Origin of the sequence: Bradyrhizobium sp. 31Argb (assembly GCF_043638955.1) — a bacterium.
Classification (GTDB): domain Bacteria; phylum Pseudomonadota; class Alphaproteobacteria; order Rhizobiales; family Xanthobacteraceae; genus Bradyrhizobium.
The window spans coordinates 64704-85939 of record NZ_JBEGDB010000002.1 but is presented as its reverse complement, the minus strand read 5'-3'; the positions used below and the strand labels follow the sequence as shown (position 1 = coordinate 85939).

At 63.8% G+C, this 21236-nt stretch carries 13 protein-coding genes and 1 pseudogene; 5 read left to right on the top strand and 9 right to left on the bottom strand.

The features are described from left to right. From AAFX91_RS00900 to AAFX91_RS00880, 5 genes and pseudogenes are all read right to left on the bottom strand, one after another. Positions 1–252, bottom strand: a pseudogene (locus AAFX91_RS00900) (IS110 family transposase); the annotation flags it as partial. 79 nt (positions 253–331) lie between these two features. Further along, a complete protein-coding gene (locus AAFX91_RS00895; RefSeq protein ID WP_130584075.1) occupies positions 332–1210 on the bottom strand; it encodes a dihydrodipicolinate synthase family protein in 879 nt (292 codons plus the stop codon). Then, complete coding sequence (locus AAFX91_RS00890) at positions 1203–2159, bottom strand: NAD-dependent epimerase/dehydratase family protein (protein ID WP_394565273.1); 957 nt, start codon at positions 2157–2159, stop codon at positions 1203–1205. Before AAFX91_RS00890 ends, AAFX91_RS00895 begins: the two co-directional genes overlap by 8 nt. 18 nt (positions 2160–2177) lie before the next feature. Next, positions 2178–3821, bottom strand: coding sequence for a phosphoglucomutase (alpha-D-glucose-1,6-bisphosphate-dependent) (gene pgm / locus AAFX91_RS00885; protein ID WP_394565272.1), 1644 nt, complete (start codon positions 3819–3821; stop codon positions 2178–2180). A 303-nt stretch (positions 3822–4124) separates the two neighbouring features. Continuing rightward, positions 4125–5717, bottom strand: coding sequence for an EAL domain-containing protein (locus tag AAFX91_RS00880; protein ID WP_394565271.1), 1593 nt, complete (start codon positions 5715–5717; stop codon positions 4125–4127). A 230-nt stretch (positions 5718–5947) separates the two neighbouring features. Here AAFX91_RS00880 and AAFX91_RS00875 point away from each other — a divergent pair, with 230 nt between their 5' ends. The 3 genes from AAFX91_RS00875 to AAFX91_RS00865 all read left to right on the top strand — a co-directional run bounded on the left by AAFX91_RS00875 (position 5948) and on the right by AAFX91_RS00865 (position 8757). Continuing rightward, positions 5948–6961 carry a family 16 glycosylhydrolase gene (locus tag AAFX91_RS00875; RefSeq protein ID WP_130578193.1) on the top strand — a complete coding sequence of 338 codons (1014 nt, stop codon included), beginning with the start codon at positions 5948–5950 and terminating at the stop codon, positions 6959–6961. Next, positions 6951–8429, top strand: coding sequence for a GH1 family beta-glucosidase (locus tag AAFX91_RS00870; protein ID WP_130578192.1), 1479 nt, complete (start codon positions 6951–6953; stop codon positions 8427–8429). Before AAFX91_RS00875 ends, AAFX91_RS00870 begins: the two co-directional genes overlap by 11 nt. A 100-nt stretch (positions 8430–8529) precedes the next feature. Then, positions 8530–8757 (top strand): hypothetical protein, encoded by a 228-nt coding sequence (locus AAFX91_RS00865; protein WP_130578191.1) that lies wholly within the window; start codon positions 8530–8532, stop codon positions 8755–8757. Between the two features lie 19 nt (positions 8758–8776). Here AAFX91_RS00865 and AAFX91_RS00860 read toward each other — a convergent pair whose 3' ends face one another. The 4 genes from AAFX91_RS00860 to AAFX91_RS00845 all read right to left on the bottom strand — a co-directional run bounded on the left by AAFX91_RS00860 (position 8777) and on the right by AAFX91_RS00845 (position 16752). Then, entirely contained in the window at positions 8777–9802 is a 1026-nt protein-coding gene (locus AAFX91_RS00860) for an LLM class flavin-dependent oxidoreductase (RefSeq protein WP_394565270.1), read from the bottom strand. Continuing rightward, on the bottom strand, positions 9799–9957 hold the full coding sequence (locus AAFX91_RS00855; RefSeq protein WP_394565269.1) for a hypothetical protein: 159 nt from the start codon (positions 9955–9957) through the stop codon (positions 9799–9801). Before AAFX91_RS00855 ends, AAFX91_RS00860 begins: the two co-directional genes overlap by 4 nt. Before the next feature lie 21 nt (positions 9958–9978). Further along, the gene (locus AAFX91_RS00850) at positions 9979–10164 is read right to left on the bottom strand and encodes a hypothetical protein (RefSeq protein WP_130578189.1); all 186 of its coding nucleotides are present in this window, start codon (positions 10162–10164) and stop codon (positions 9979–9981) included. Positions 10165–10287: 123 nt separating this feature from the next. Beyond that, a complete protein-coding gene (locus AAFX91_RS00845) occupies positions 10288–16752 on the bottom strand; it encodes an amino acid adenylation domain-containing protein (protein ID WP_394565268.1) in 6465 nt (2154 codons plus the stop codon). A gap of 143 nt (positions 16753–16895) precedes the next feature. Between AAFX91_RS00845 and AAFX91_RS00840 the strand changes: the two genes are divergently transcribed. Beyond that, positions 16896–20390: an AAA family ATPase gene (locus AAFX91_RS00840; RefSeq protein ID WP_282529341.1), complete on the top strand. Its 3495-nt coding sequence runs from the start codon at positions 16896–16898 to the stop codon at positions 20388–20390. Then, positions 20387–21187, top strand: coding sequence for a protein-L-isoaspartate O-methyltransferase (locus AAFX91_RS00835; RefSeq protein WP_394565267.1), 801 nt, complete (start codon positions 20387–20389; stop codon positions 21185–21187). Before AAFX91_RS00840 ends, AAFX91_RS00835 begins: the two co-directional genes overlap by 4 nt. Positions 21188–21236: the final 49 nt, after the last annotated feature.

Sequence of the window (21236 nt, the reverse complement as noted above, 5' to 3'; positions counted from 1 at the left end):
GCCGTCATAGCCGGCCTCGTAGCAGCTCACCACCCGCGGCGCCGCGCCAAGCTTCGACGGCGCCCGCGCCTTGACCTCCTCGATCAGCGCCAGCAGCCCGGCATGATCGCCGCCTTCCAGCTTGTGGCGCGATATCCGGTCCCGATCCGGACTGTGCAGCGTCACCAGCCACGTCTTCTGACGCAGTTCGATCGCAACGAAAATCGTGCCACAATGCCCGGCGGTGGGCGTGCTCTTGGTCGATGCTTGCATCAGACTCTCCGATGGTTCGAGTGTGGAAACCCAAACCTACCGGAAAGGGCGCGCTCACCGCCCCATGGAATCTACAAGACTACGAGTCCAGCTCCTGCAGCGCCGCTTCGACCAGCTTGCGCTGATCGTGCGTCAGCGGCGCCTGTGGCGGGATGGGGTCGCCGACGTCGTAGCCCTGGATCGAGAGGCCGGCCTTGATGCAGGCGGCGAGGTTGAAGCGAGCGAAGGCCTCGTTGATGCGCCAGAGCTTTCGCTGCAGCGCCATCGCCTCGTCCCAGCGCCCGCGGCGGCAGAGATTGTAGAGCTCGACGCTCTGCCGCGGGATGATGCAAGCGGGGCCAGCCATCCAACCAAGCCCGCCGGTCAGCATCACGGCGGCGGGAATATGGGCCGAGGCCGAGAACACTTTGATGTTGTCGCCGCAGCGATTCATGATCGACAACAGCCGGCCAGTGTTGGTCGAGGCATCCTTGATGTAGCCGATGCGCGGATGGGCGGCGAGGCGCTCGATGACGTCGAGCGTCAGGTCCGAACGCTGGAATTGCGGATTGGTGTAGATCACCACGGGAATGTCGACCGCGTCCGCGATGGCGCGGAAGTAGGATTCGACGCGTGCGTCCGGCAGTGGGAAATAGGCTTCGAGGATCGCGAGAATCCCGTCGGCGCCGCGCTTCTGATAGGCCTTGGCCTGCGCCACCGCATCAGCCGTCGAGGTCGAGGCGACGCCGGCAACGACCGGCACGCGGCCATTGGCCGCCTCGATGGTCGTCTGCACCACCTGCGCGCGTTGCGCATTGTTGAGATAGGCGAATTCGCCGGTCGAGCCGAGCGGCGTCAATCCGTGCACGCCCGCCTTGATCAAATCATCGCACAGCCGGCCCAGCACCTCGGTGCGGATATGGCCGGCGGGATCGAGCGGCGAGACCAGGTAGGGAAAGACGCCGTGGAAATCAGCCATGCTGCAACCTCGTGGACGGCGAGACATAGTCGGGATCGTGCGCGAAGGGAAGCGGCGCGCCGCTGCGCAGCGCGTCAAGCACTTCGGCAAAGTCGGTCCGGGCGCGGAAGCCGAGCAGACGCTCGGCCTTGGCGGGATCGTAGATGCGGCCGATGCTGTGCGGCAAGCGCCAATTCCGCTTGGCGTAGAGCGCGGCCACGTCAGGGAAATGGCGCGCGATCACGCTTGCTGCATCTGATTTCAGCGCCTCGACCTCGGCCGGCGCGAAAGGCGGCGGCGCGCTGACGATGAATATCTCGAAGCCTTTCGCCCGGTCGAGCGCCGCCAGATGCGCGTCCGCGGCGTCCTCGACGGTGAGGCGGCGGTGCAGGAATTCGTTCGCCTTGAGATTCTCGCCGGAAAATCCGCGCTCGGTGTCATCTTCCTCCGGAAAGAAGCGGCTGGTGCGCAGCACGGCGCAGTTCAGCCCGTGCTCGCGGCTATAGATGCGGCATAGCCCCTCGGCGGCAAGCTTGGTCACGCCGTAGATATTGCGCGGCTCGAGCGGGCCCGCCGTCTCGTCGAGCCAGACCGCGGCATGTCCCTCGCCTTCCCTGATCGCCTGCGAGATCATCAGCGACGTCGTCGAGGTGAAGATGAAACGGTCCTGACGCGCGGCGACCGCCGCCTGCAGCAGATTGAGCGTGCCTGATACGTTGACGTCGACAAAGGCCTGCGGCGAAAAGCGCACGATATCCGGCTTGTGCAGGGCGCCCGCATGGATCACGGCTTCGATGCCGTGATCGGCGAACACCCGCTCGACGACCGCGCGGTCGGCGACCGAGCCAATCACATCAGTCGCTTCGCCCGCGACGATGTCGAGGCCGATCACGTGATGGCCGGCTTGCCCCAGTCTCGGCGCGAGAAAGCGCCCCAGCCAGCCGGAGGAACCGGTGAGCAGAATACGCATGGCGATGATGGCAGGCCCCTATCCGAAAACTTTCGCGATCGCCGCCTGCGCGTCGCTCTGGATCCGCTTCAGGTGATCCTCCCCGCGGAAGCTTTCGGCGTAGATCTTGTAGACATCCTCGGTCCCCGACGGCCGCGCCGCGAACCACCCGGAATCGGTCTCAACCTTGACGCCGCCGAAGGATTGGTCGTTGCCCGGCGCCTTGGTCCTGACCACGCGGACCGGCTCGCCGGCGAGCTCCTTCATGTTGAGTTGCTCCGGACCCACAGCCTTGAGCGCGCTCTTCTGCTTCGGCGTTGCCGCGACGTCGATGCGCTCATAGAAGGGCACGCCGAGCTCAGCGGTGAGATCAGCGAAGAGCTGGCTCGGGTCGCGACCCGTTTTGGCGATGATCTCCGCCGCAAGCAGGCCCAGGATGATGCCGTCCTTGTCAGTGGTCCACACCGAGCCGTCGCGCTTCAGGAAGGAGGCGCCGGCGCTCTCCTCGCCCGCGAAGCCGAACGCGCCGGTGCCGAGCCCCTCGACGAACCATTTGAAGCCGACCGGCGTCTCCACCAGCTTGCGGTTCAGCTTCTTCGCGACGCGATCGATGATCGAGGAGGAGACGATAGTCTTGCCGATCGCGGCGTTCGCGCCCCATTGCGGGCGTTGGCCGAACAGATAGGCGATCGATACCGCAAGGAAATGGTTGGGGTTCATCAAGCCGTTCGAGCGCGTCACGATGCCATGTCTGTCAGCATCGGTGTCGTTGGCGAACGCGACATCGAACTTCTCGCGCATCTGGATCAGGCTCGCCATCGCGTAGGGCGAGGAGCAATCCATGCGGATCTTGCCGTCCCAGTCCGCGGTCATGAAACGGAAGGCCGGATCGACCGCATTGTTCACTACGCTGGCGTTGATCCCATGGCGCTCGATGATCGGCTGCCAGAAATGCACCGCCGCGCCGCCGAGCGGATCGATGCCGATCCTCACGCCAGCGGATCTGACCAACGCCAGGTCGACCGTGTTGCCGAGATCGGCGACACAGGGCGTGATGTAATCGTAAAGATGCGTCGACGGCGCCTTGCGTGCGCGGTCGTAAACCATCCGCGCGACGCCTTTCAAGCCGGCTTCCAGATAGCGGTTGGCGTTCTTCTCGATGATGCCGGTGACGTCAGTATCGGCGGGCCCGCCATGCGGCGGGTTGTATTTGTAGCCGCCATCTTCCGGCGGATTATGTGACGGCGTGATGACAACACCATCCGCAAGGCCGGAGGTCTTGCCCTTGTTGTAAGTAAGGATCGCGTGCGAGATGACCGGCGTCGGCGTATAGCCGCCGCGCTCGTCGATCATGATCTCGACGCCGTTGCCGGCGAACACCTCGACCGCGCTCGCCAGCGCCGGTTCCGCCAGCGCGTGGGTGTCGATGCCAATGAACAGCGGCCCGGTCAGCCCGGCCTCGCGGCGATAGTCGCAGATCGCCTGCGTGGTTGCGAGGATATGATCCTCATTGAAGGAATTCCGCAGCGAGGAACCGCGATGGCCCGAGGTTCCGAAGGAAACCCGTTGCGTGGCGTCGGCGGGATCGGGCTTCGATGCAAAATACGCCGTGACGAGCCGCGGGATGTTCGCAAGCGAAGCGGGATCGACCGGCTTGCCTGCTGCAGGATTTGGTGCAGTCACGTGACCTCTCAGGACCAATGCTGTCTTTGAGACATCACTATAGGGGCGAGCCGGGTGCAGGCAAAGCGTTATGCGGCGCGCGCGATCACTGCCGTGCTCCCTCTCCCCGTTCTTACGGGGAGAGGGTTGGGGTGAGGGGCTCTATCCGCGATTCACGCTATTCGACCGTAGGAGAGAGCCCTCACCCGGCGCTGCGCCATAGCCGAAGCGCCGCTTCGGCGTTCTCCAAGGACGGCCGCCGAAGGCGGCCTACGCCTCTCCCGCAAGCGGGAGAGGTGAAGCTTCAACTAAATGGCACCACAGTCAGGCGACCGAGGCCTGCCGAACAACCGCCTCGGCCTCTATCCGGGCCTCATATGCGACGAGGAATTCGTCGAACTTTGCATAGGGCAATGGCGGCGACACCAGGTAGCCCTGGCCGGCCTCGACGCCGCAACCGAGCAGCGCCTGGCGCTGTTCGGCCGTCTCGATGCCCTCGGCGATCACGTTCATCCTGAGCTTCGCCGCGAGCCGCACCAGCATCTCGACGATGGTCGCAGCCGAACCATCCTGCACGATGGTATCGACGAAGAACTTGTCGATCTTCATGGTGTTGACCCCGAGCCGCTTGATCTGGGACAGACCGCTGTGGCCGACGCCGACATCGTCCATCGCGACCTTGAAACCGTGCTCGCGCAACGCTTCGATGACGGCAGCCGCCTTCTCCAGGTCCGGAAATGCTTCGCGCTCGGTCACCTCGATCACGATCTGGCGCGCCGAGACGCCGCTGTCCCTGACCTCACGGCGAAGCCGGTCGACAAAACCCTCGCTGAGCAGATGGCGCGGAGTGATGTTGACCGACATCTTGAAATATTTGTCCGCCGCAAGCCGCGGGCGCATCTCCTTCAAGGCCAATGCGAGGATCTGCCAGGTGATCGCCTCGATGCGGCCACTGGATTCAGCAAGCGGAATGAAATTCATCGGCGGCGTGACGCTGCCGTCCCGGTGCACCCAACGCGCCAGCACCTCGCACCCCCCGATCGCGCCAAAGCGCAGATCGAAGGTCGGCTGGAAGTACGGCTCGAATTCGTGCCGCGCCAAGCCGCGGTCGATATCGGCAATCGGCCCTTCCAGGCGCGCCACTGCCCGCGTCAGCAACAGGCCGAAAGCGAGGCCGAGCACGGCGCCGAGCAGCATCGACGGCCAATAGCCGTCCCTGTTCCAATGCCGCAGGGCGTCGGGCGCGACCCGGACCAGTGCGCGCAAGGGATAGCGGTGCGATGCGCTGCTGAAGGTCACGGCGTCGGTCGCGTCAAACACCTGCGAGGCGGCAAATCGCCCGATATCGGCGCTGTTGTCGAGCTGGGCCACCACCTCGCCGTGGTCACGCAATTCCGCGGGCAGGATGTCAAACAGGGTGGCGCTGACGCCAAGGATGGCGACCAGCGAAGACTTCGCATCGATGTCCTTCAAGACGCCAAGCGCGACGCCATTGATCTGGTCGACCCGAAACAGCAGGAGGCTGTGATCGGCGGTCCGCAGCATGCGCGGCCGCGTGACCCATTCATTGTCGAACTCGAGCGTCTCCGAATAGGCCGAGCAGATCACCGATCCTTCCCGGTTGACGAGGCGGATGTCCTTGACCTGGGAACGCTGATAGACCTTGAGGCGCACGGCCTGGAGGGAAGCCGCATCGCAGGTCATCGGACCGCGCCGCATGACGTCGTTGAGCGTGGCAACGCTGGAATCCACCGCGACTTCGGAGCGTCGCAGCGCGATATTGGCCAATTCCTCAAGCTGCTTGGATTGCTGCGCGTCGATCGCGGTGGTCGCGACAAAATGTCCGCCTGCCGCAAAGGCGGCCACGCTGGCCGCGACCAGCGCACTCCTGGCCAGATAGGGCCATCGCCGCATCATGAACGCACGCACACACCCCTGGACGATCGACCCACTATGAGTAGAAGCCGCTAACATTCTGTTGAAGCGCCGCCTGCTTGGATCGTTGACATCAGGTTAACGGGAACCGCCGCGGCAATCACCGCTGCGTTACATTCCAGTACGATGTCCCGTATGCGCCCCCACACGCGACTTGCCCGAAAGTGGCGTGAAAGGTTAACGTGGATTAACCTACCCCTTGCAGGCCGGAGATGATCGGCGAATTGACCCCGAGAGTTCTGCTTGCGATCGGTTATGTCGCCGTGACGGCGCCCGCCCTCGCCCAGGACGATCTCGAAGCGGCGCCGGCAGCGCTCACCTTGCAGGTGACCACCGATCCAACCACCACTGAGTGCCGCCGCGTCGAAGATCAGCCGCCCACGTCGCTGACCTTCCGGTCGCTGCACCGGACCTTCAGCGACGATTTCAACGAACATCCGCTGGCGGACGGAAGGTGGGTGCCGCATTATGCCGGCGGTGCGGCGTGGCCGGAGGCCCGCTATTGGGGCGGCGACGGCTCCGATTTCAAACGCAAGACCAGCGCCAATGGCGAGCAGCAGATCTATGTCGATCCCCGCTATGGCGGCCGAATGAACACCCCGCTGGGACTTGACCCGTTCAGGGTTCATAACGGCGTGCTGTCAATCGTCGCCAGCCGCACGCCGCCCGATCTGAAGCCGGCGCTGTTCGACAATGAGTACATCTCGGGCATCCTGACGACGCAGGGCAAGTTCTCGCAGAAATACGGCTATTTCGAAATCCGCGCGAAGATCCCACTGGGCCGCGGCGTGTGGCCGGCGTTCTGGATGCTCGCCGACGACGGCGGCTGGCCTCCGGAAATCGACGTCGTGGAAGGACGGGGCGAGCGGCCCGGCGACATCGTGATGACGACGCACTGGCGGATTCCTTCGACACAGCGCATCCAGTCCTGTGGGTTTGATTTCAACATCCCCGGCGCGGAATCCGAATTCCACAATTACGGTGTGCTGTGGCAAGAGGATCGGCTGATCTACTTGATCGACCGCAAGCCGGTGTCCGACATCAGGGTCCCCATCGGATACGACGATCCGATGTACATGATCGTCAATCTTGCGATGGGATCGAAATTCTTTCTCGGCGTCGGCTTCGTCGATGCCAGTTCGCCCAAAAGCATCGCCTTCGAGATCGACCGGATCTCGGCCTATCAGATCGATGCCAACCCGACCGGAGTGACCGATGTTCGGTAGATTTTCGCGCCGGCATTTCGCCAAGCTTGCGGGCATTTCCGCGCTCGGCATGGCGGCGACGCCGGCCGCTGCCGCAGAGCGCAACGTGACTCCGGCCGCTGCCGCCGACCCGCACGCGCCCGGCCCGTTTCCCGCCGGCTTTGTCTGGGGCACCGCGACCTCGTCCTACCAGATCGAGGGCGCGGTCAACGAGGACGGCCGCGGCCGCTCGATCTGGGACACATTCAGCCACACGCCCGGCAAGATCGAGGACAACAGCAATGGCGACCGCGCCAACGAGCACTATCACCGCTACAAGCAGGACGTAGCCCTGATCAGGGATCTCGGCGTCAAGTCTTATCGATTCTCCATCGCCTGGCCGCGGGTGTTTCCGGAAGGTGCAGGTGCGCCGAACCCGAAAGGGCTCGACTTCTACAACCGCCTGATCGACGAATTGCTCGCCAACGGCATCGAGCCCTACGCCACGCTCTATCACTGGGATCTGCCGCAAGCGCTGGAAGACCGCGTCGGCGGTTGGCAATCGAGCGAGACCTCAAAGGCGTTCGGCGACTATGCGGCCTATATCGCGGAGCACATCACCGACCGGGTGAAGAACATCTTCACCGTCAACGAGGCCGGCAGGTTCGTCAATTTCGGCTACGGCTGGGGCATCGACGCTCCCGGACTCAAACTGCCGACCGCGCAATTGAACCAGGTCCGCCATCACGTCGCGCTCGGTCATGGGTTTGCGGTGCAGGCGATCCGCGCCAAGGGACGCGCCGGCACCAGGGTCGGCGTCGCCGAGAATATCGCGGCTTGCGTGCCCGCCATCGCAACGCCGGAAAACATCCGCGCCGCCGAGATAGCCACGCGCGAATTGAACGCGGGTTTCCTCGGCGTGATCCTGGAGGGCAAATACACCGAGGGCTTCCTCGAATATGCCGGTGCCAACGCGCCCAAATTCACCCCCGAGGAACTGAAGATCATCGCTTCGCCGACCGATTTCGTCGGGCTCAACATCTACGCGCCGCAATTCTACATCACGGCCTCAGACCGCAAGCCGCATTTCAACGTACTCCCGTTCCCGACCTCGTTCCCGCACATGAACTCGGAATGGCTGCGAATCGGTCCGGAGACGATCTATTGGGCGCCAAGGCTCGCGGCCAAGATCTGGAATATCGAGAATATCTATATCAGCGAGAACGGCACCTCGTCCGAGGACAAGCTCACGGCCGATGGCAAAGTCTACGATCTCGATCGCATCATGTATCTGCGCAACTATTTGACGCAACTCCAGCGCGCGACATCGGAGGGCATCCCGGTGCGCGGCTATTTTCTCTGGAGCCTGATGGACAATTTCGAGTGGATCTTCGGCTACGAGAAGCGCTTTGGGCTCTACCGGGTCGACTTCGAGACGCAAGCGCGGGTGCCGAAACTGAGTGCGGAATTCTATCGCGACGTGGTGGCGAAGAACGCGATCGGGGTTTGATGGCTGGGTCCGACGTGCAGCCAACGGCCGGGAACCCGAGGAACGACGGGTCACCACGGGCGTTCTCAATTGGAAGCGCCGATCTTTCGGAAGACACATCATGACGGACACCAGAGACATCCAGCATGGCGTCAACGATCCCGTCAGCGGCGTCGACGTGAAGCGCAAGTTCAAGGACAATCAGAGCCCGCATGAGCGGGCGCAGACCGCGGCCGACGTCCGCGCCGATCCCTCGCCCGAGCCGGACGAGCCGTTCCTGCCCGAAGCGCTGCGGCGACCGCCGACCGCTCCGCTCAATCCGCGCACGGGACGCCGCCCGACCAAGTAAGCAGCAAATCAATGCGCCATCAGAACACGCCGCTGCAGGCGAGCGCCTTGCGGACATGCTCGAGTTCCTCCTCGTCCGCGACCACGTCGAGGATGATATTGCCGACGCCCAATTCCGCGAAGCTGCGCAGCTTTGCGCCGATGTCGGCATAGCTACCGACGAGATACGGGCAATCCGCCTGGAAGGTCAGGAAGGGAAGCAGCCAGTAGCCGTTGTGGTGGATCGCGCCGTCCTGCTCATCGTCGCCAAGCCGCCGTTTCCAGACGGAATCGGTGTTCTCCATCGTCAGCTTGAACAATTCGCGATTGTCGTCGCTATCCCGAAATCGAAGCTTTGCGGCCCGCCTCGCCTCCTCGCGGCTTTCCCTCGCAAAGATCCCGAAATTCAACCCGGGAGCCTTTATTCCCCGCTCGAGATCGGGCGGGAGCATCTGCATCATCAGGCATTGCATCTCCGCTCCCACGCGGCGCGCATCGTCCGATTGGCCCGCGATCAGGAATTCCGGCATCAATTCCGCCGGCAGGCGCGGCCAGATTTGCAGATCGTTCGTGGTGTAGAACCTGCCCCGGAAACTGAGGAGCCGCGCGCTCGTGAGCAATTGGCGCACCACGGCGATGAACTCGCCTAGCCTTGCATATCGCTCGGCATGGGACTGCTCGTCGCCCAGCCCGTGCAGATCGCTCAGCGCGGTCCCCGTGATCATGTTCAGATAGACTTTCCGGCCGTAGAGCAGTGCAAAGGAGGAGATCAGCTTCGCCGCGGTGAACGGATGCAGATAGACCGGATTGACCGCGATCAGCGGCGCGCAACGTTGCGTGTGCGCGAGGATATGCTGGGCCATCGCCCACGGCTCGACGAATACGTCATTGCCGGCAAACAGCAAGATTCCTTCGAAGCCGTTGCGGTCGGCGAAATGCGCGATCCGCATCAGCTCGTCGGCATATTTTGTAGGATCGCGGTTGCGCGAAACGGCGGGGAATACGCGGAGCCTGGTTTTCGTCGCCGACAGCTCGGATGATCGGGATTTGCGCTTGCTCGCGGTCATGCCGGGCAAGCGCCGCGCGCGAGCGACCATGGGCGATGCACGATGGGAGGATCGTCCGAGATGTGCGGCCCGAAGCCGATCTGCCGGCCGGAGATCAGCCTTGAAAACTGATCGAACGGCAGATCGAGCCCGCGGCCTCGCGCCCTGATGCGCATGGCATCGATCTCGCGCAGCGTCTACCTGCTCTTCTTTTTCTTCTTCTTTTTGGCCTTCTTGGCCGACTTGCCCAACTTCGCCAAACCCTTTTCAGCCAAGGCCAAAGCGATCCTGAGCTGATCCCGCTCACTTTTGAGCAAATCCCTCAGGTTCTTCTTTTCGTCGGGTGTCAATTTATCGAAATCAAGATACGGAACAAATCCCATAGTAAATACCCCGGGTTTCCCGCGACCTTGTCAGGCGCGAGAACAATGTTGCTCGCGAAGCGACAAATAATCAAGGTAGTTTTCTCGCTCGTTACAGCCTGGAGTGATTGCGGACTGCGCGCATTACGCGGCGCGACGACGGAGCAAACGTTGCAACGACGCACTGGGTTGCGCTGCAGCGCGCGTGAGGATCACGACAAGATCCTCCATCCATTGTGGAATCACATGGTGTCCGAACAGCTCGCGCTTGTAGCTGCACGAGCCGGTGATGCCAGTCGGCCGCTCCTTCAGCATCAGCGAGAGCCAGGTCTGATCGACCGGCAGCACCGGCTGCCCTTCGCGGTAGGCGCTTCCAAGCGTGCGTATCTTCACATCCGAAAACTTCAGCGGCTGGCGCAGCGGATTCTGCAAGGCGAAGTAGACCTGGATCAGGGAGGCCGGATCGATGCCCGCTTCCGCGAGCCGCGCGGCGAGAATGTTGAAGGGCAATTCCTGTCTGGCATGAGCTTCGAGAACGCTGTCGCGCACGCGGGCGAAGGCCTGTCGGAACGAAAGTCCTGGATCGATGCGGGTGCGGACGATCACGGTGTTCTCGAATGGTCCGATCACCTGCTCAGTATCAGGCCGGGAGCGATTGGCCATCGCAGTGGCAACGCAAATGTCATCGCGGCCGGTTTGTATCGCAAGCAGTGTCTTCAGGCCGGTCAACAGCGCCATGAACAGCGTGCCGTTCTCCCGGCTCGCAAAGGCGGTCAGCGCTGCGACCAGATCGCCCGACAGGCGCACCGGCTGATGATCGCTGGGTGGGGCTGGCGCGACGCCAGCGGCATCGCCAAAGACCGGCGCGGCCCCGCGCAAATTCTCCTTCCAATAGCTGGCCTGCCGCTCCGCCGCATCGGTGGCACACCATCCGCGCTGACGACGCGCCGTATCGGAGAACGGCAACGCCGGTTGCAGCGCCGGTACCGAGCGACGATCCACGAGCGACGCATAGCGTTGCGAGATCTCGTCAAAGAGGATTCCGATTGACCAGCCATCGGCGATGGCGTGATGGATCGTGAGCAGCAGCACATGGTCGTCTGGCCCCAATCGCAACAGGCGCGCCCGCCATAGCGGCGCGCGTGTGAGGTCAAATGGCGTCCGGGCTTCCTGCTCGGCGCGGAGCCTGGCCTTCCTTAATTGCAGTTGGCTGACGCGCTTGTCGCCCGGCGATCCGCGCACCGTCAGATCTTCGACGTTCAATGGCGCGGCGCGCTTGCCGGGCGGCGTGATCATGACCACAGGCTCGTCGCCATCCCAGCCCAAGGCGGTGCGCAGCGACTCGTGACGGCGCATCACCTCACCAAGACTCTTCTTCAGCGCGGCGAGATCGAGCGGCCCCTGCAGCCGCAGTGCAAAGGGCAGGTTGAACAGAGGAAGCCCCGGAAGCTCGCGCTCGACGCCGAGCATCTGGGCCTGCGCGATGGACGGCAGGCGCGAACCCGTTTCCACGACATCCGGAATAATCGGCAGAACCTGCTGCGGTTTCCTTGCCAACGCATCGTCGATGCGCTGCGCGAGTTCTGCCACGGTCGGCGCCTCGAAGATCGACTTGATCGGCAACGACACGCCGAACGCCCGCGCGACACGCGCCATCGCCTGGCCCGCCAACAATGAATGGCCGCCAAGGTCGAAAAAATTGTCGGTGACGCCGATGCTGGGGACTTTCAGCAGATCGATCCAGATATCGGTCAGCGTCTTCTCGGTGCTGCGCCGCGCCGATATCGTCACGCGGGCGGCTGTCGGCTCGGATTGGTACGCTCCCCTCAGCCCAACACGGTCGACCTTGCCGTGGCTGTTCAGCGGAATGCGTTCGAGGAACAGGAAGGCTGCGGGCACCATGTAGCCCGGCAGCCTGTTCTTGAGGAAATCGCGCAGTGCACCGGCATCCGGCCGGCTGCCCGAAGCCGCAACGATGTGCGCGACCAGGCGGATCTCACCGCCGGCGTCGCGCGGCTCGACGATGGCGGCACGGATATCCGGATGATCAAGCAGAACATGCTCGATCTCCTTCAGCTCGATCCGATAGCCGCGGATCTTCACCTGATCGTCGATACGGCCAAGGCACTCGATCGTGCCGTCAGCGCGGCGCCGGGCGAGATCGCCGGTCCGATACAAACGCGCGTCCGCATCTTGCGAAAGCGGGTCGCGCAGGAAGCGCGCATCTGTCTGCCCGGGATCATTGATGTAGCCGCGCCCGACCCCCGCGCCGCCGACACAGAGCTCCCCCACGATCCCGGCCGGCACCGGCTGCAGATGCGGATCGAGCACATAGAGGCGCGTATTGGGCAAGGGGCGGCCGATCGGAACGCTGGTCGCGAGCGCCGGCGGCTTGGTGAGGCGATTGAGCCCGACGTCATCGGAGCACTCCGATGCGCCGTAGGCGTCGACCAGTGGCACATCCGGAAACCGCCTGAACCAGGCGCAGCAGAGATCGACGGCGAGCGGCTCGCCGGTCGAGATCAGGAGGCGCAGGCGGGAGAAAGCGCGCGGCACCGGCGGTTGGTCGGCTTGTTCAAGGATAACCCGCAGCAGCGATGGCACGATCTGCAGCACCGTCACCCCTGCCCGCTCGATTTCTGGCGCGAGCAGTTCGGGATCGCGCACGATCTCGTCGGCACAAATGTGGACGCGCGCACCGACTACGGGACCGGCGAGAAACTGCCAGACCGAGATCACAAAGCTCTGCGGCGCAGTCTGCGCGATCACGTCCGCAGACGACAGGCCAAGCTCGGAGATCAGGGACGCGAGATGATTGGACAATCCTCGCTGCTCGATCATCACGCCCTTCGGCGTCCCCGACGAGCCCGAGGTGTAGATGACATAGGCAAGCCTCGATGGCGCGCGCCGCGCCGGCTTGACCGGATTGGCGGCGGCCAGGCCTTCAAGATGGACAATCGGCATGCGCTGCCGAATGGGCGAGCGGGAAAGCACTTCCTGTAGCGCCGAGGAGCAGCTTGCACCGACCAACAGCAAACCCGCACCGCTGGATGTCAGGATCTCGGCCAGCCGCGCGGCGGGCTGCGCCGGGTCCAGGCAAAGGAAGACCGCGCCGACGCGCTGTACTGCGAGCATCGCAGCCAGCAAATCGGGGCTTCGCTCGACGAACAGCGCGACCAGCCTCTCGTCGCCTATCCCCTCCTGCGCGAGCCGCGCGGCGATCGCCGCAATGCGATCGGCGAGCTCACGGTAGCTGAGACGCATCTCGCCTGCGGAGACTGCGATCGCCTCCGGCGCACGTGCGACCTGCTGGTCGAACCGTTCGGAGAGATCGAAGACACTGTAATCGGCTTCGACCCCATTGCAATCCGCCAGCGCGCGGCGGCGCTCCGCCGGCGACAGCAGCGGCAATCGCGAAATCTGCTCCTCGGGATCGGCAATGACAGCGCTCAGAAGCCGCTCGAAATGTGCCGCCATTCCCGCAATCGTCGAAGCATCGAACAGGTCGGTGCTGTATTCGAAGAAGCCTGAAAAACGGCCGTCGGTCTCGACCAGCTCGAGCGTGATGTCGAAGCGCGAAATCTGCGGATCGATCTCGAGACGCTGCGTCGACAATCCCGGAAACGTCGCCGCCTCGATCGAAGCGCTCTGCAGGATGAACATCACCGGAAATAGCGGATTGCCGTCGCGGCTGCGCGACACCTGCAGCGCCTGCAGCACCTCCTCGATCGGTAGATCCTGGTTGCGATAGGCATCGAGCGTGACCTGCCGCACCCGCCGCAGCAGCTCGCCGAAGGTCGGATCGCCGGAGCAGTCGGTGCGCAGGATCACGGTGTTGGCAAATAGCCCGATCAGGCATTCGGTCTGGATCTGGTTGCGGTTCGCGATCAGCGAGCCGATCGCGACATCCTCATGGCCGGTGTAGCGATGGAGCAGGCATTGAAACGCCGCGAGCAGCGTCATGAACGGCGTGACGCCCTTCGCCTGGCTCAGCGACCTCAGCCGCGCCGACAGGCCTTGCGGCAGTTCGAGGTAATGCCGGGCGCCGCGACCGCTCCACGTCTGTGGACGCGGGCGATCGATGTGCAGTGGCAGCGTGGTGACGCCATCGAGCTGCGTGCGCCAATAGCTCAACTGCTCCTTCGCCGCCGGCGTTGTCGCCCAATCCTGCTGCCATGCAGCAAAATCGCGATATTGGAAAGCGAGCGGAGGCAGCGCGGCCACGCGTCCCGCGCAGCTCGCCGCATAATGCGCTTCGAGCTCCTGCCAGAACAGCCGCTGCGACCAGCCGTCGGTGACGAGGTGATGGATGTTGATCACGAGCGCATGATCGGTCGCGCTGAAGCGCAGCAGCCTGATTTTGAGCGGCGGCTCATGTTCGAGATCGAATTGGTGGTGCGCCAGTTTCAGCGCTTCCCGCCGGGTCGCCGTTTCGCGCTCACCCTTTGCGCATCCCTTCAAGTCCACGTGTTCGAGCCGTGGCATCGCCGCGTCGACGCGTTGCACCGGCTCGCCCAGCCATTCGGAAAAGGTCGAGCGCAAGACCTCATGCCGCTCGCAAAGCGCTGCGATGCTCGCCTCGAATGCGGCAACGTCGAGCCGGCCGGACAGGCGGGCCACTTCGACGACATTGTAATTGTATTTGGTCTGGTCCAGCCGGGTGAGGACGTACATCCGCTGCTGCTGGAACGAGAGCGGCGCACGGCCTGACTCCGTTGCGGTCTTGCGCCATCCCGGCAGCGCGACGTCGCGTTCCGCTGCGCGCGATTGCAGCCGCCCAGCAAGCTCAGCGACCGTCGGCGCGTCGAAAATGTCCTTGAACGAGAGATCGGTGCCGAATTGTTCACGCAGGCGCGATAGCATTTGTGTCACCGCAAGCGAATCCGCGCCCAGCGCGAAGACGTCCTGATCGACGCTGACCTGCTCCACCTCCAGGAGCCTCGCCCAGATCTCGGCCAATTGCCGCTCCAACTCAGAGCGGGGCAAACGCCTGTGTTCGGTGTCCTCGCTTGCCGGTCCGGCCGACACCAATTCGACAAGCGCGCTTCGCTTGAGCTTGCCGCTCGCCCCTTTCGGCAACGCCTGAACCATCCGGATCAGGCTCGGCACCTTGTAGGCGGCGAGCCGCTGCCGCGCGAACTGCCGAAGCTGATGCGCTGTGGCGCCGGACTGCGGCCGCAGCACGATCGCTGCGCCGACGGTCTCGCCGAGCTTCTGGTGCGGAATTCCGAAGGCGCCGGCCTCGAGCACATCGGGATGGCTCAGCAACGCCTCTTCCACTTCCAGCGGCGAAATCTTCTGCCCGCCGCGGTTGATGACGTCCTTGATGCGGCCGACGATGAAGAGATAACCGTCCGTGTCGAGGTAGCCGAGGTCGCCGGTCCTGAACCAGCCGTCCCGGAAGGCGGATCTGGTCGCCTCAGGATCGTCGTAATAGCCCCGGCTGATGGTGGGGCCGCGCAGCATGATCTCGCCGCGCTCGCCGACGGGCAGCCGCCGGCCTTCATTGTCCATGATCGCGATCTCGGGACCGGCGGGCGGGCCGACCGAGCCCGGCTTGCGCAAGTGGCAAGGGTTGGCGGCGATCTGGGATGCGCCTTCCGTCATGCCGTAGATCTCGATCACGGGCACGCCGAACCGCGCTTCCAGTCCTTGGAGGATGGCGGGGGCAAGCGACGCCGATGCCGAGCGGATCACGCGCAGCGAAGACCCCCGCGTCATCTCTGTGTCATGCTCTGAAGCGGACAGCAGCGCGCGGTGGATGGTCGGCACCGCAGTATACCAGGTCGGCTTCAACTCCTTCAGGCAGGTGAAGAAGGACACGGCATCGAAGCCCGCGGTGCAGATCACGCTCGATCCAGCCGCGAGCGCCGTGAGCAGGCCGGATATCAGGGCATGCGCGTGAAACAGCGGCAGCATGTTGAGCAAGCGATCCTGTGGCCCGAGCGCGAAGACGACCCCAGCATTGTAGGCCGAAAGACACACGCTCGCATGGGTCAGCGGTACCATCTTGGGACGAGACGCCGTACCCGAGGTCAGCAGGATGAAGGCATCATCCTCTCCGCGCGCGGCCCCGCCCACAATGGCAGGCCCAACCGACGAACCTGCCAATTCGAAGGCGCCAAGACCCTGGCCGGCCCGGGGCGACAGATCGATCACAGCAACCCCCAACGCGTGCGCGGCGGCCCGGCTTGCGGAGCCCGCTTCCGCAGCCGTGACGAGCGCGGCAAGCTCCAGCTCGCTGAAATAGCGCTGTAATTCATCCCCGGTCAGATCCGGATTGACCGGGATGCAGACGGCTGCTGTTGCTACCGCAATAAGGGCCAGCGCGTTATCGACGCCCCGCGGCAATACCAGCGCCACGCGATCGCCCTGGGCGATGCCGAGCCCGCGCAATTGACGGACGGTATCACTGGTGCGCGTGGCAAGCTCGGCATAGGTCACCGCACCGCGTCCGGGAGCAAGCACCGCGGTCCGATCGGGCGCGTTGCGGGAATAGAAATCAAGGATATCCCCGATGCACGAAAAGGCTTGGATGCACGAAAGGGCTTGGCCTCCGGTGCTGCTGCCGGCCGATCCTTGCGACGGTGTGGCTGCGACGTCCGACAAGCTCGTGCCTTTTTGCTCGAGTTGAGCTATTGTTCTTGAACTTCGCCAATCCGTCCAGACCAAGGTCGGGCAAAAGTCCCCTAAATGTGCGCAACCAAACGGAGACACGTCCTTTCTCCTGAGATGCAGCCCGACGGATAATTATGCCGGAGAATAAGCCAAGTTCTGAAACGACAGATGGCTTGAAGCACTGGCTTGAGGAGATCGGCCTCGGCCAATACGGCGATCTTTTCATCCAGCACCGCATCGGCCTCGATGTCATCCCCGATCTGACCGAAGAGGATCTGGCGAAGCTTGGTCTGCCGATGGGTGATCGCAGGCGCCTGCAGCGCGCGATAGGTTCGCTCATTCCGATCGCACCGGCGAGCAATCCGGTAGCGGGTCGCAGCGTCCCGCCGAGAACAGGGAATGTCGCCGAGCGGCGCCAGCTCACCGCCATGTTCTGCGACATGGTCGGCTCCACCTCGCTCTCCGAGCAGTTCGATCCCGAGGACGTGCGCGACATCATCGGCCGCTTCAGGGAGACCTGCGTCCGGATCGTGAAGCATTATGACGGCTTCGCCGCGCGCTATATCGGCGACGCCATCCTGATCTATTTCGGCTATCCGCATGCGCATGAAGACGACGCCGAGCGTGCCGTGCGCGCCGGGCTTGAGATCGTGGAGGCGCTGTCATCGGCGCAAGGCGGCGAGTCGCGAGCGGCATCCAGCTACACGCCAGCGGTTCGCATCGGAATTGCGACCGGCCTTGCTGTCGTCGGAGACCTGATCGGACAGAGCACCGAGGAACGCGACTCCGCCATCGGCGAAACGCTGAACCTCGCCGCCAGGCTGCAGCCGCTGGCCCCCGTCAATGGGGTGGTCATCGCGTCCTCGACGCAATCCCTATTGAGGGGAAAGTTCGACTACCAGAACCTTGGCATTCACACGCTCAAGGGGATATCCGAAAAAGTCCAGGCCTGGCGCGTGGTCCGGCGCGCGCGCATGGAAACACGCTTCGCTGCGGCGATGGGCGCGAGATTGACGCCGCTCGTCAACCGGCAGGAGGAAATCGCCCTGCTGATGCGACGCTGGCAACAGGCCAAACAGGGTCATGGCCAGGTCGTGCTGCTGTCGGGAGAGCCTGGAATCGGCAAGTCGCGCATTTTCCAGGAGATTCACGAACGGGTCGCCGGCGAGCACCACGGGCAGTTGTCGTTCCAGTGTTCTCCCTATTACACCGGCACAGCGTTCTATCCGTTTATCGAGCAGTTCAAATTCGCGATCGGACTTGATCGCGAAGGCTCTGCTGTGCTGGCGCTTTCGAGCCTCGAGGCAGCCGTGGCCGCCGCAAAGGGCAATGTACAGCAGGTGGTGCCGATCTTTGCGGCGCTGCTGTCGATCTCGACCGGCGATCGGCACGCGCTGCCGGAGCTTTCGCCACAGCAGCACAAGGATGTGACGGTCGCCGCGCTGGTGAACCATCTGGTCGGGCTTGCGCGCGACCGGCCATTGATGATCGCCTTGGAGGATGCCCACTGGATCGATCCTACCTCGCGGGAAGTGCTCGATCTGTTGGTAGAGAGGGCTCAGAACGCGGCCATCCTCGTGATCGTCACCTGCCGCCCGGAATTCAAGCCGAGCTGGAATGCGCATCGCCACATCACGGCATTGACGCTCAACCGGCTCAGCCGGCAACTGCGGACGACATTGGTCGAGCGGGTCGCAGGCCGGCGGGAGCTGCCGAGGGAAGTCGTCGAGGAGATCATCGTCAGGACCGACGGCGTGCCGCTGTTCCTGGAAGAGCTGACCAAGGCCGTCATCGAATCCAACCTGCTCACCGAGCGGCATGGGCGCTACGTCTTCACCGGACCATGGCGCCAGCTCTCGATCCCGGCCACCCTGACCGACTCGCTGATGGCGCGCCTCGATCGCATGGGGCCGTTCAAGAAGATCGCACAGATCGGGGCCACGATCGGCCGGGAGTTCTCCTATGAGATCCTTTGTGCGGTCGCCGAATCGCCGGCGGAGCAGATCGAGGCGGCGCTTGATCATCTCGAGCAAGCGGGGCTGATCGTTCGCCGCGGTCATCAGCCAGATGCGGTCTATGCCTTCAAGCATGTGATGATCCAGGACGCGGCGCATTCGAGCCTCCTGCACAGCGAAAGACGAAGGCTGCATTCGCGGATCGCGGAGGTGATCGCGGAGATCTATCCGGAACGCACCGAGCGCGAGCCCGAGCTTTTCGCCTATCACCTGACCGAATCCGGCCAAGCCGAACCGGCCGTTGGTTTCTGGCTGAAGGCGGGCAAGCAGTCCGCAAAAGCGGGCGCCAATCTGGAAGCGATCAGCCATCTCCGGCGTGGCCTCGGCGTCACCCAAAGCCATCCCAAGATGATGCGACGCGACGAAATGGAGCTGGAGCTTCGCACCGCTTTGGGCAACGCCTTGATCGCCGCCAAGGGCTACGCCGCGCAGGAGGTCGAGGAAAACTACACCCAGGCGCTCGAGCTCGGCCGCCAGCTTGACGATGAGGCCAATGTGTTCACGGCGACCCGCGGGCTTTGGGTGTACCATTTCATCCGTGCCGATCTGAAGCGCGCCCATGATCTCAGCGTCGAGCTCCTGCAGTTCGCGAAGCGGGTACGCCCGAACGCAACCCCGCAATCGATACAGCAGCATGCCGGGTATCTGATCGAGGCCCACAGGTCGATTGCCATGACCATGCTCTATCGCGGGCGATTTGCGGCTTCGCACTATCATCTGCAGCGCTGCAACGGGCTCTATACCCCCGATCTGCACGGTGAACTGACCGAACGGCACGGTATCGATCCCGGCGTCGTCTCGCTGTCCTATCTCGGATATCTCCAGTGGTTTCTCGGCCGCCCCGATGCGGCGCGCCAGCACACCGAGGATGCGATCGTCAACGCCGAACAGTTGCGCCATCCATTCACGCTCGCCTTTGCCCTCGAGTTCGGCGCTTATCTTTGCCAGCACCTGCGCGATGTCGAGGGGACCATGAACTATGCCGACCGCGCCATGGTGGTCTCGTCGGATCATGGCTTCCAGCATTGGAAGCAGCAGGCAGGCATCCTGCGCGCATGGGCGATGGCCGAGCTCGGCGAGATCGACGAAGGGCTGAAGCAGATGCGGGTGGGACTGGAGGGCTATGAAGCCATGGACGCCTGGCTGGCGAGCTGCTGGTTCAGGAGCCTGCTCGCGACTGCCTATGCGAAAGCCGGCCGGCTGGAAGCGGCGCTGCGAACGCTGGACGGCGCCCTCGCGGTTGCGAGGCGGACCGGCGACCATTTCTTCCTCGCCGAGGTTTATCGCCTGCAGGGTGAAACGACCTTTGCCCAAGGCGGGTTAGCTGTGGCCGACGACGTCGAGGAGCTGTTCCGCCGTTCGATGGAGCTGGCCCGCCAGCAGAGCGCGCTTGCATGGGAGTTGCGGTCGGCCGTCAGCCTGGCACGCCTTTGGCGCGATGCCGGCAAGCGCGAGCAGGCCGTCGAACTGCTCGTGCCGGTCGCGGCGCAGTTCGCCGAGGGCTTCCGCACGCCGGACCTGAAGGAGGCGTGGAATCTGATGGAGGAACTCGGCGCGAATCCATCAAGGCAGCATCCGTGGGCGGACCAGACAGGGCTACACCGGGCGGGATGAGCGATCTGGCGGCGGCAAGACGAGGCTACGCGAAAGCGATCGGGCAACGCGAGCAGATTTCCTCCGCATGCCTGCTGCGGGCTTTCGCCACGGTACCGCGCGAGCACTTTGCGGGCGATGGCCCGTGGCGCATCCGCCGCGAGGCCGGACGCGGCTACAACTCCACCGCCGATGCCGACCCCATTCATCTCTATGACGACGTGCTGGTCGCGATCGATGAACGGCGCAAGCTCGACACCGGACTGCCGAGCCAGTGGGCGCATTTCTTCGATGTACTCGACCTCAAGGACAAAGAACGCGTCGTGCAGATCGGCTGCGGGCTCGGCTATTATTCGGCGATCCTGTCCAGGATCGTCGGTGCGCAAGGCAAGGTGCTTGCCATCGACTGTAACAAGGCACTGGCCAGCCGTGCCGCCGCCAATCTGAGGCGATACAAGAATGTCGAAGTGATCCACGGCGACGGCTGCAACGACGTAGGCGGGCCGGCCGATGTGATCATCGTCCATGCCGGCTTCAATCATCCGCATCCGCTGTGGGTCGAATCGCTCCGCCGCAACGGCCGCCTGCTGGTCCCGCTGACCAAGCGGGGCCGGGCCGGCATCGTCATCAAGATCACCCGCCTCGCCCGCGGCTATCATGCCGAAGCCGTCAGGGGCATCAGGATCGTCCCCGGCAAGGGCCGAGGCAGCACCGCGCTCGCCGAACGCGTGACGGACTGGTGGGAGCGTGCCGTCGCCCTCGCACCGCTGCGGTTTCAAAGCATCGAGCAGGGGCTGCCGTCAGAACGGAAAGCATAGCGGCCGTCATCTGCATCGCCTCTTGATCTTCCTCAAAGCAGCGCAGCAA

Excerpts from the sequence above, each read along its gene's own strand:
- AAFX91_RS00895 (WP_130584075.1), bottom strand. The coding sequence starts at position 1,210 with ATGGCTGATTTCCACGGCGTCTTTCCCTACCTGGTCTCGCCGCTCGAT.
- AAFX91_RS00890 (WP_394565273.1), bottom strand. The coding sequence starts at position 2,159 with ATGCGTATTCTGCTCACCGGTTCCTCCGGCTGGCTGGGGCGCTTTCTC.
- AAFX91_RS00880 (WP_394565271.1), bottom strand. The coding sequence starts at position 5,717 with ATGATGCGGCGATGGCCCTATCTGGCCAGGAGTGCGCTGGTCGCGGCC.
- AAFX91_RS00875 (WP_130578193.1), top strand. The coding sequence starts at position 5,948 with ATGATCGGCGAATTGACCCCGAGAGTTCTGCTTGCGATCGGTTATGTC.
- AAFX91_RS00870 (WP_130578192.1), top strand. The coding sequence starts at position 6,951 with ATGTTCGGTAGATTTTCGCGCCGGCATTTCGCCAAGCTTGCGGGCATT.
- AAFX91_RS00865 (WP_130578191.1), top strand. The coding sequence starts at position 8,530 with ATGACGGACACCAGAGACATCCAGCATGGCGTCAACGATCCCGTCAGC.
- AAFX91_RS00860 (WP_394565270.1), bottom strand. The coding sequence starts at position 9,802 with ATGACCGCGAGCAAGCGCAAATCCCGATCATCCGAGCTGTCGGCGACG.
- AAFX91_RS00855 (WP_394565269.1), bottom strand. The coding sequence starts at position 9,957 with ATGCGCATCAGGGCGCGAGGCCGCGGGCTCGATCTGCCGTTCGATCAG.
- AAFX91_RS00850 (WP_130578189.1), bottom strand. The coding sequence starts at position 10,164 with ATGGGATTTGTTCCGTATCTTGATTTCGATAAATTGACACCCGACGAA.
- AAFX91_RS00840 (WP_282529341.1), top strand. The coding sequence starts at position 16,896 with ATGCCGGAGAATAAGCCAAGTTCTGAAACGACAGATGGCTTGAAGCAC.
- AAFX91_RS00835 (WP_394565267.1), top strand. The coding sequence starts at position 20,387 with ATGAGCGATCTGGCGGCGGCAAGACGAGGCTACGCGAAAGCGATCGGG.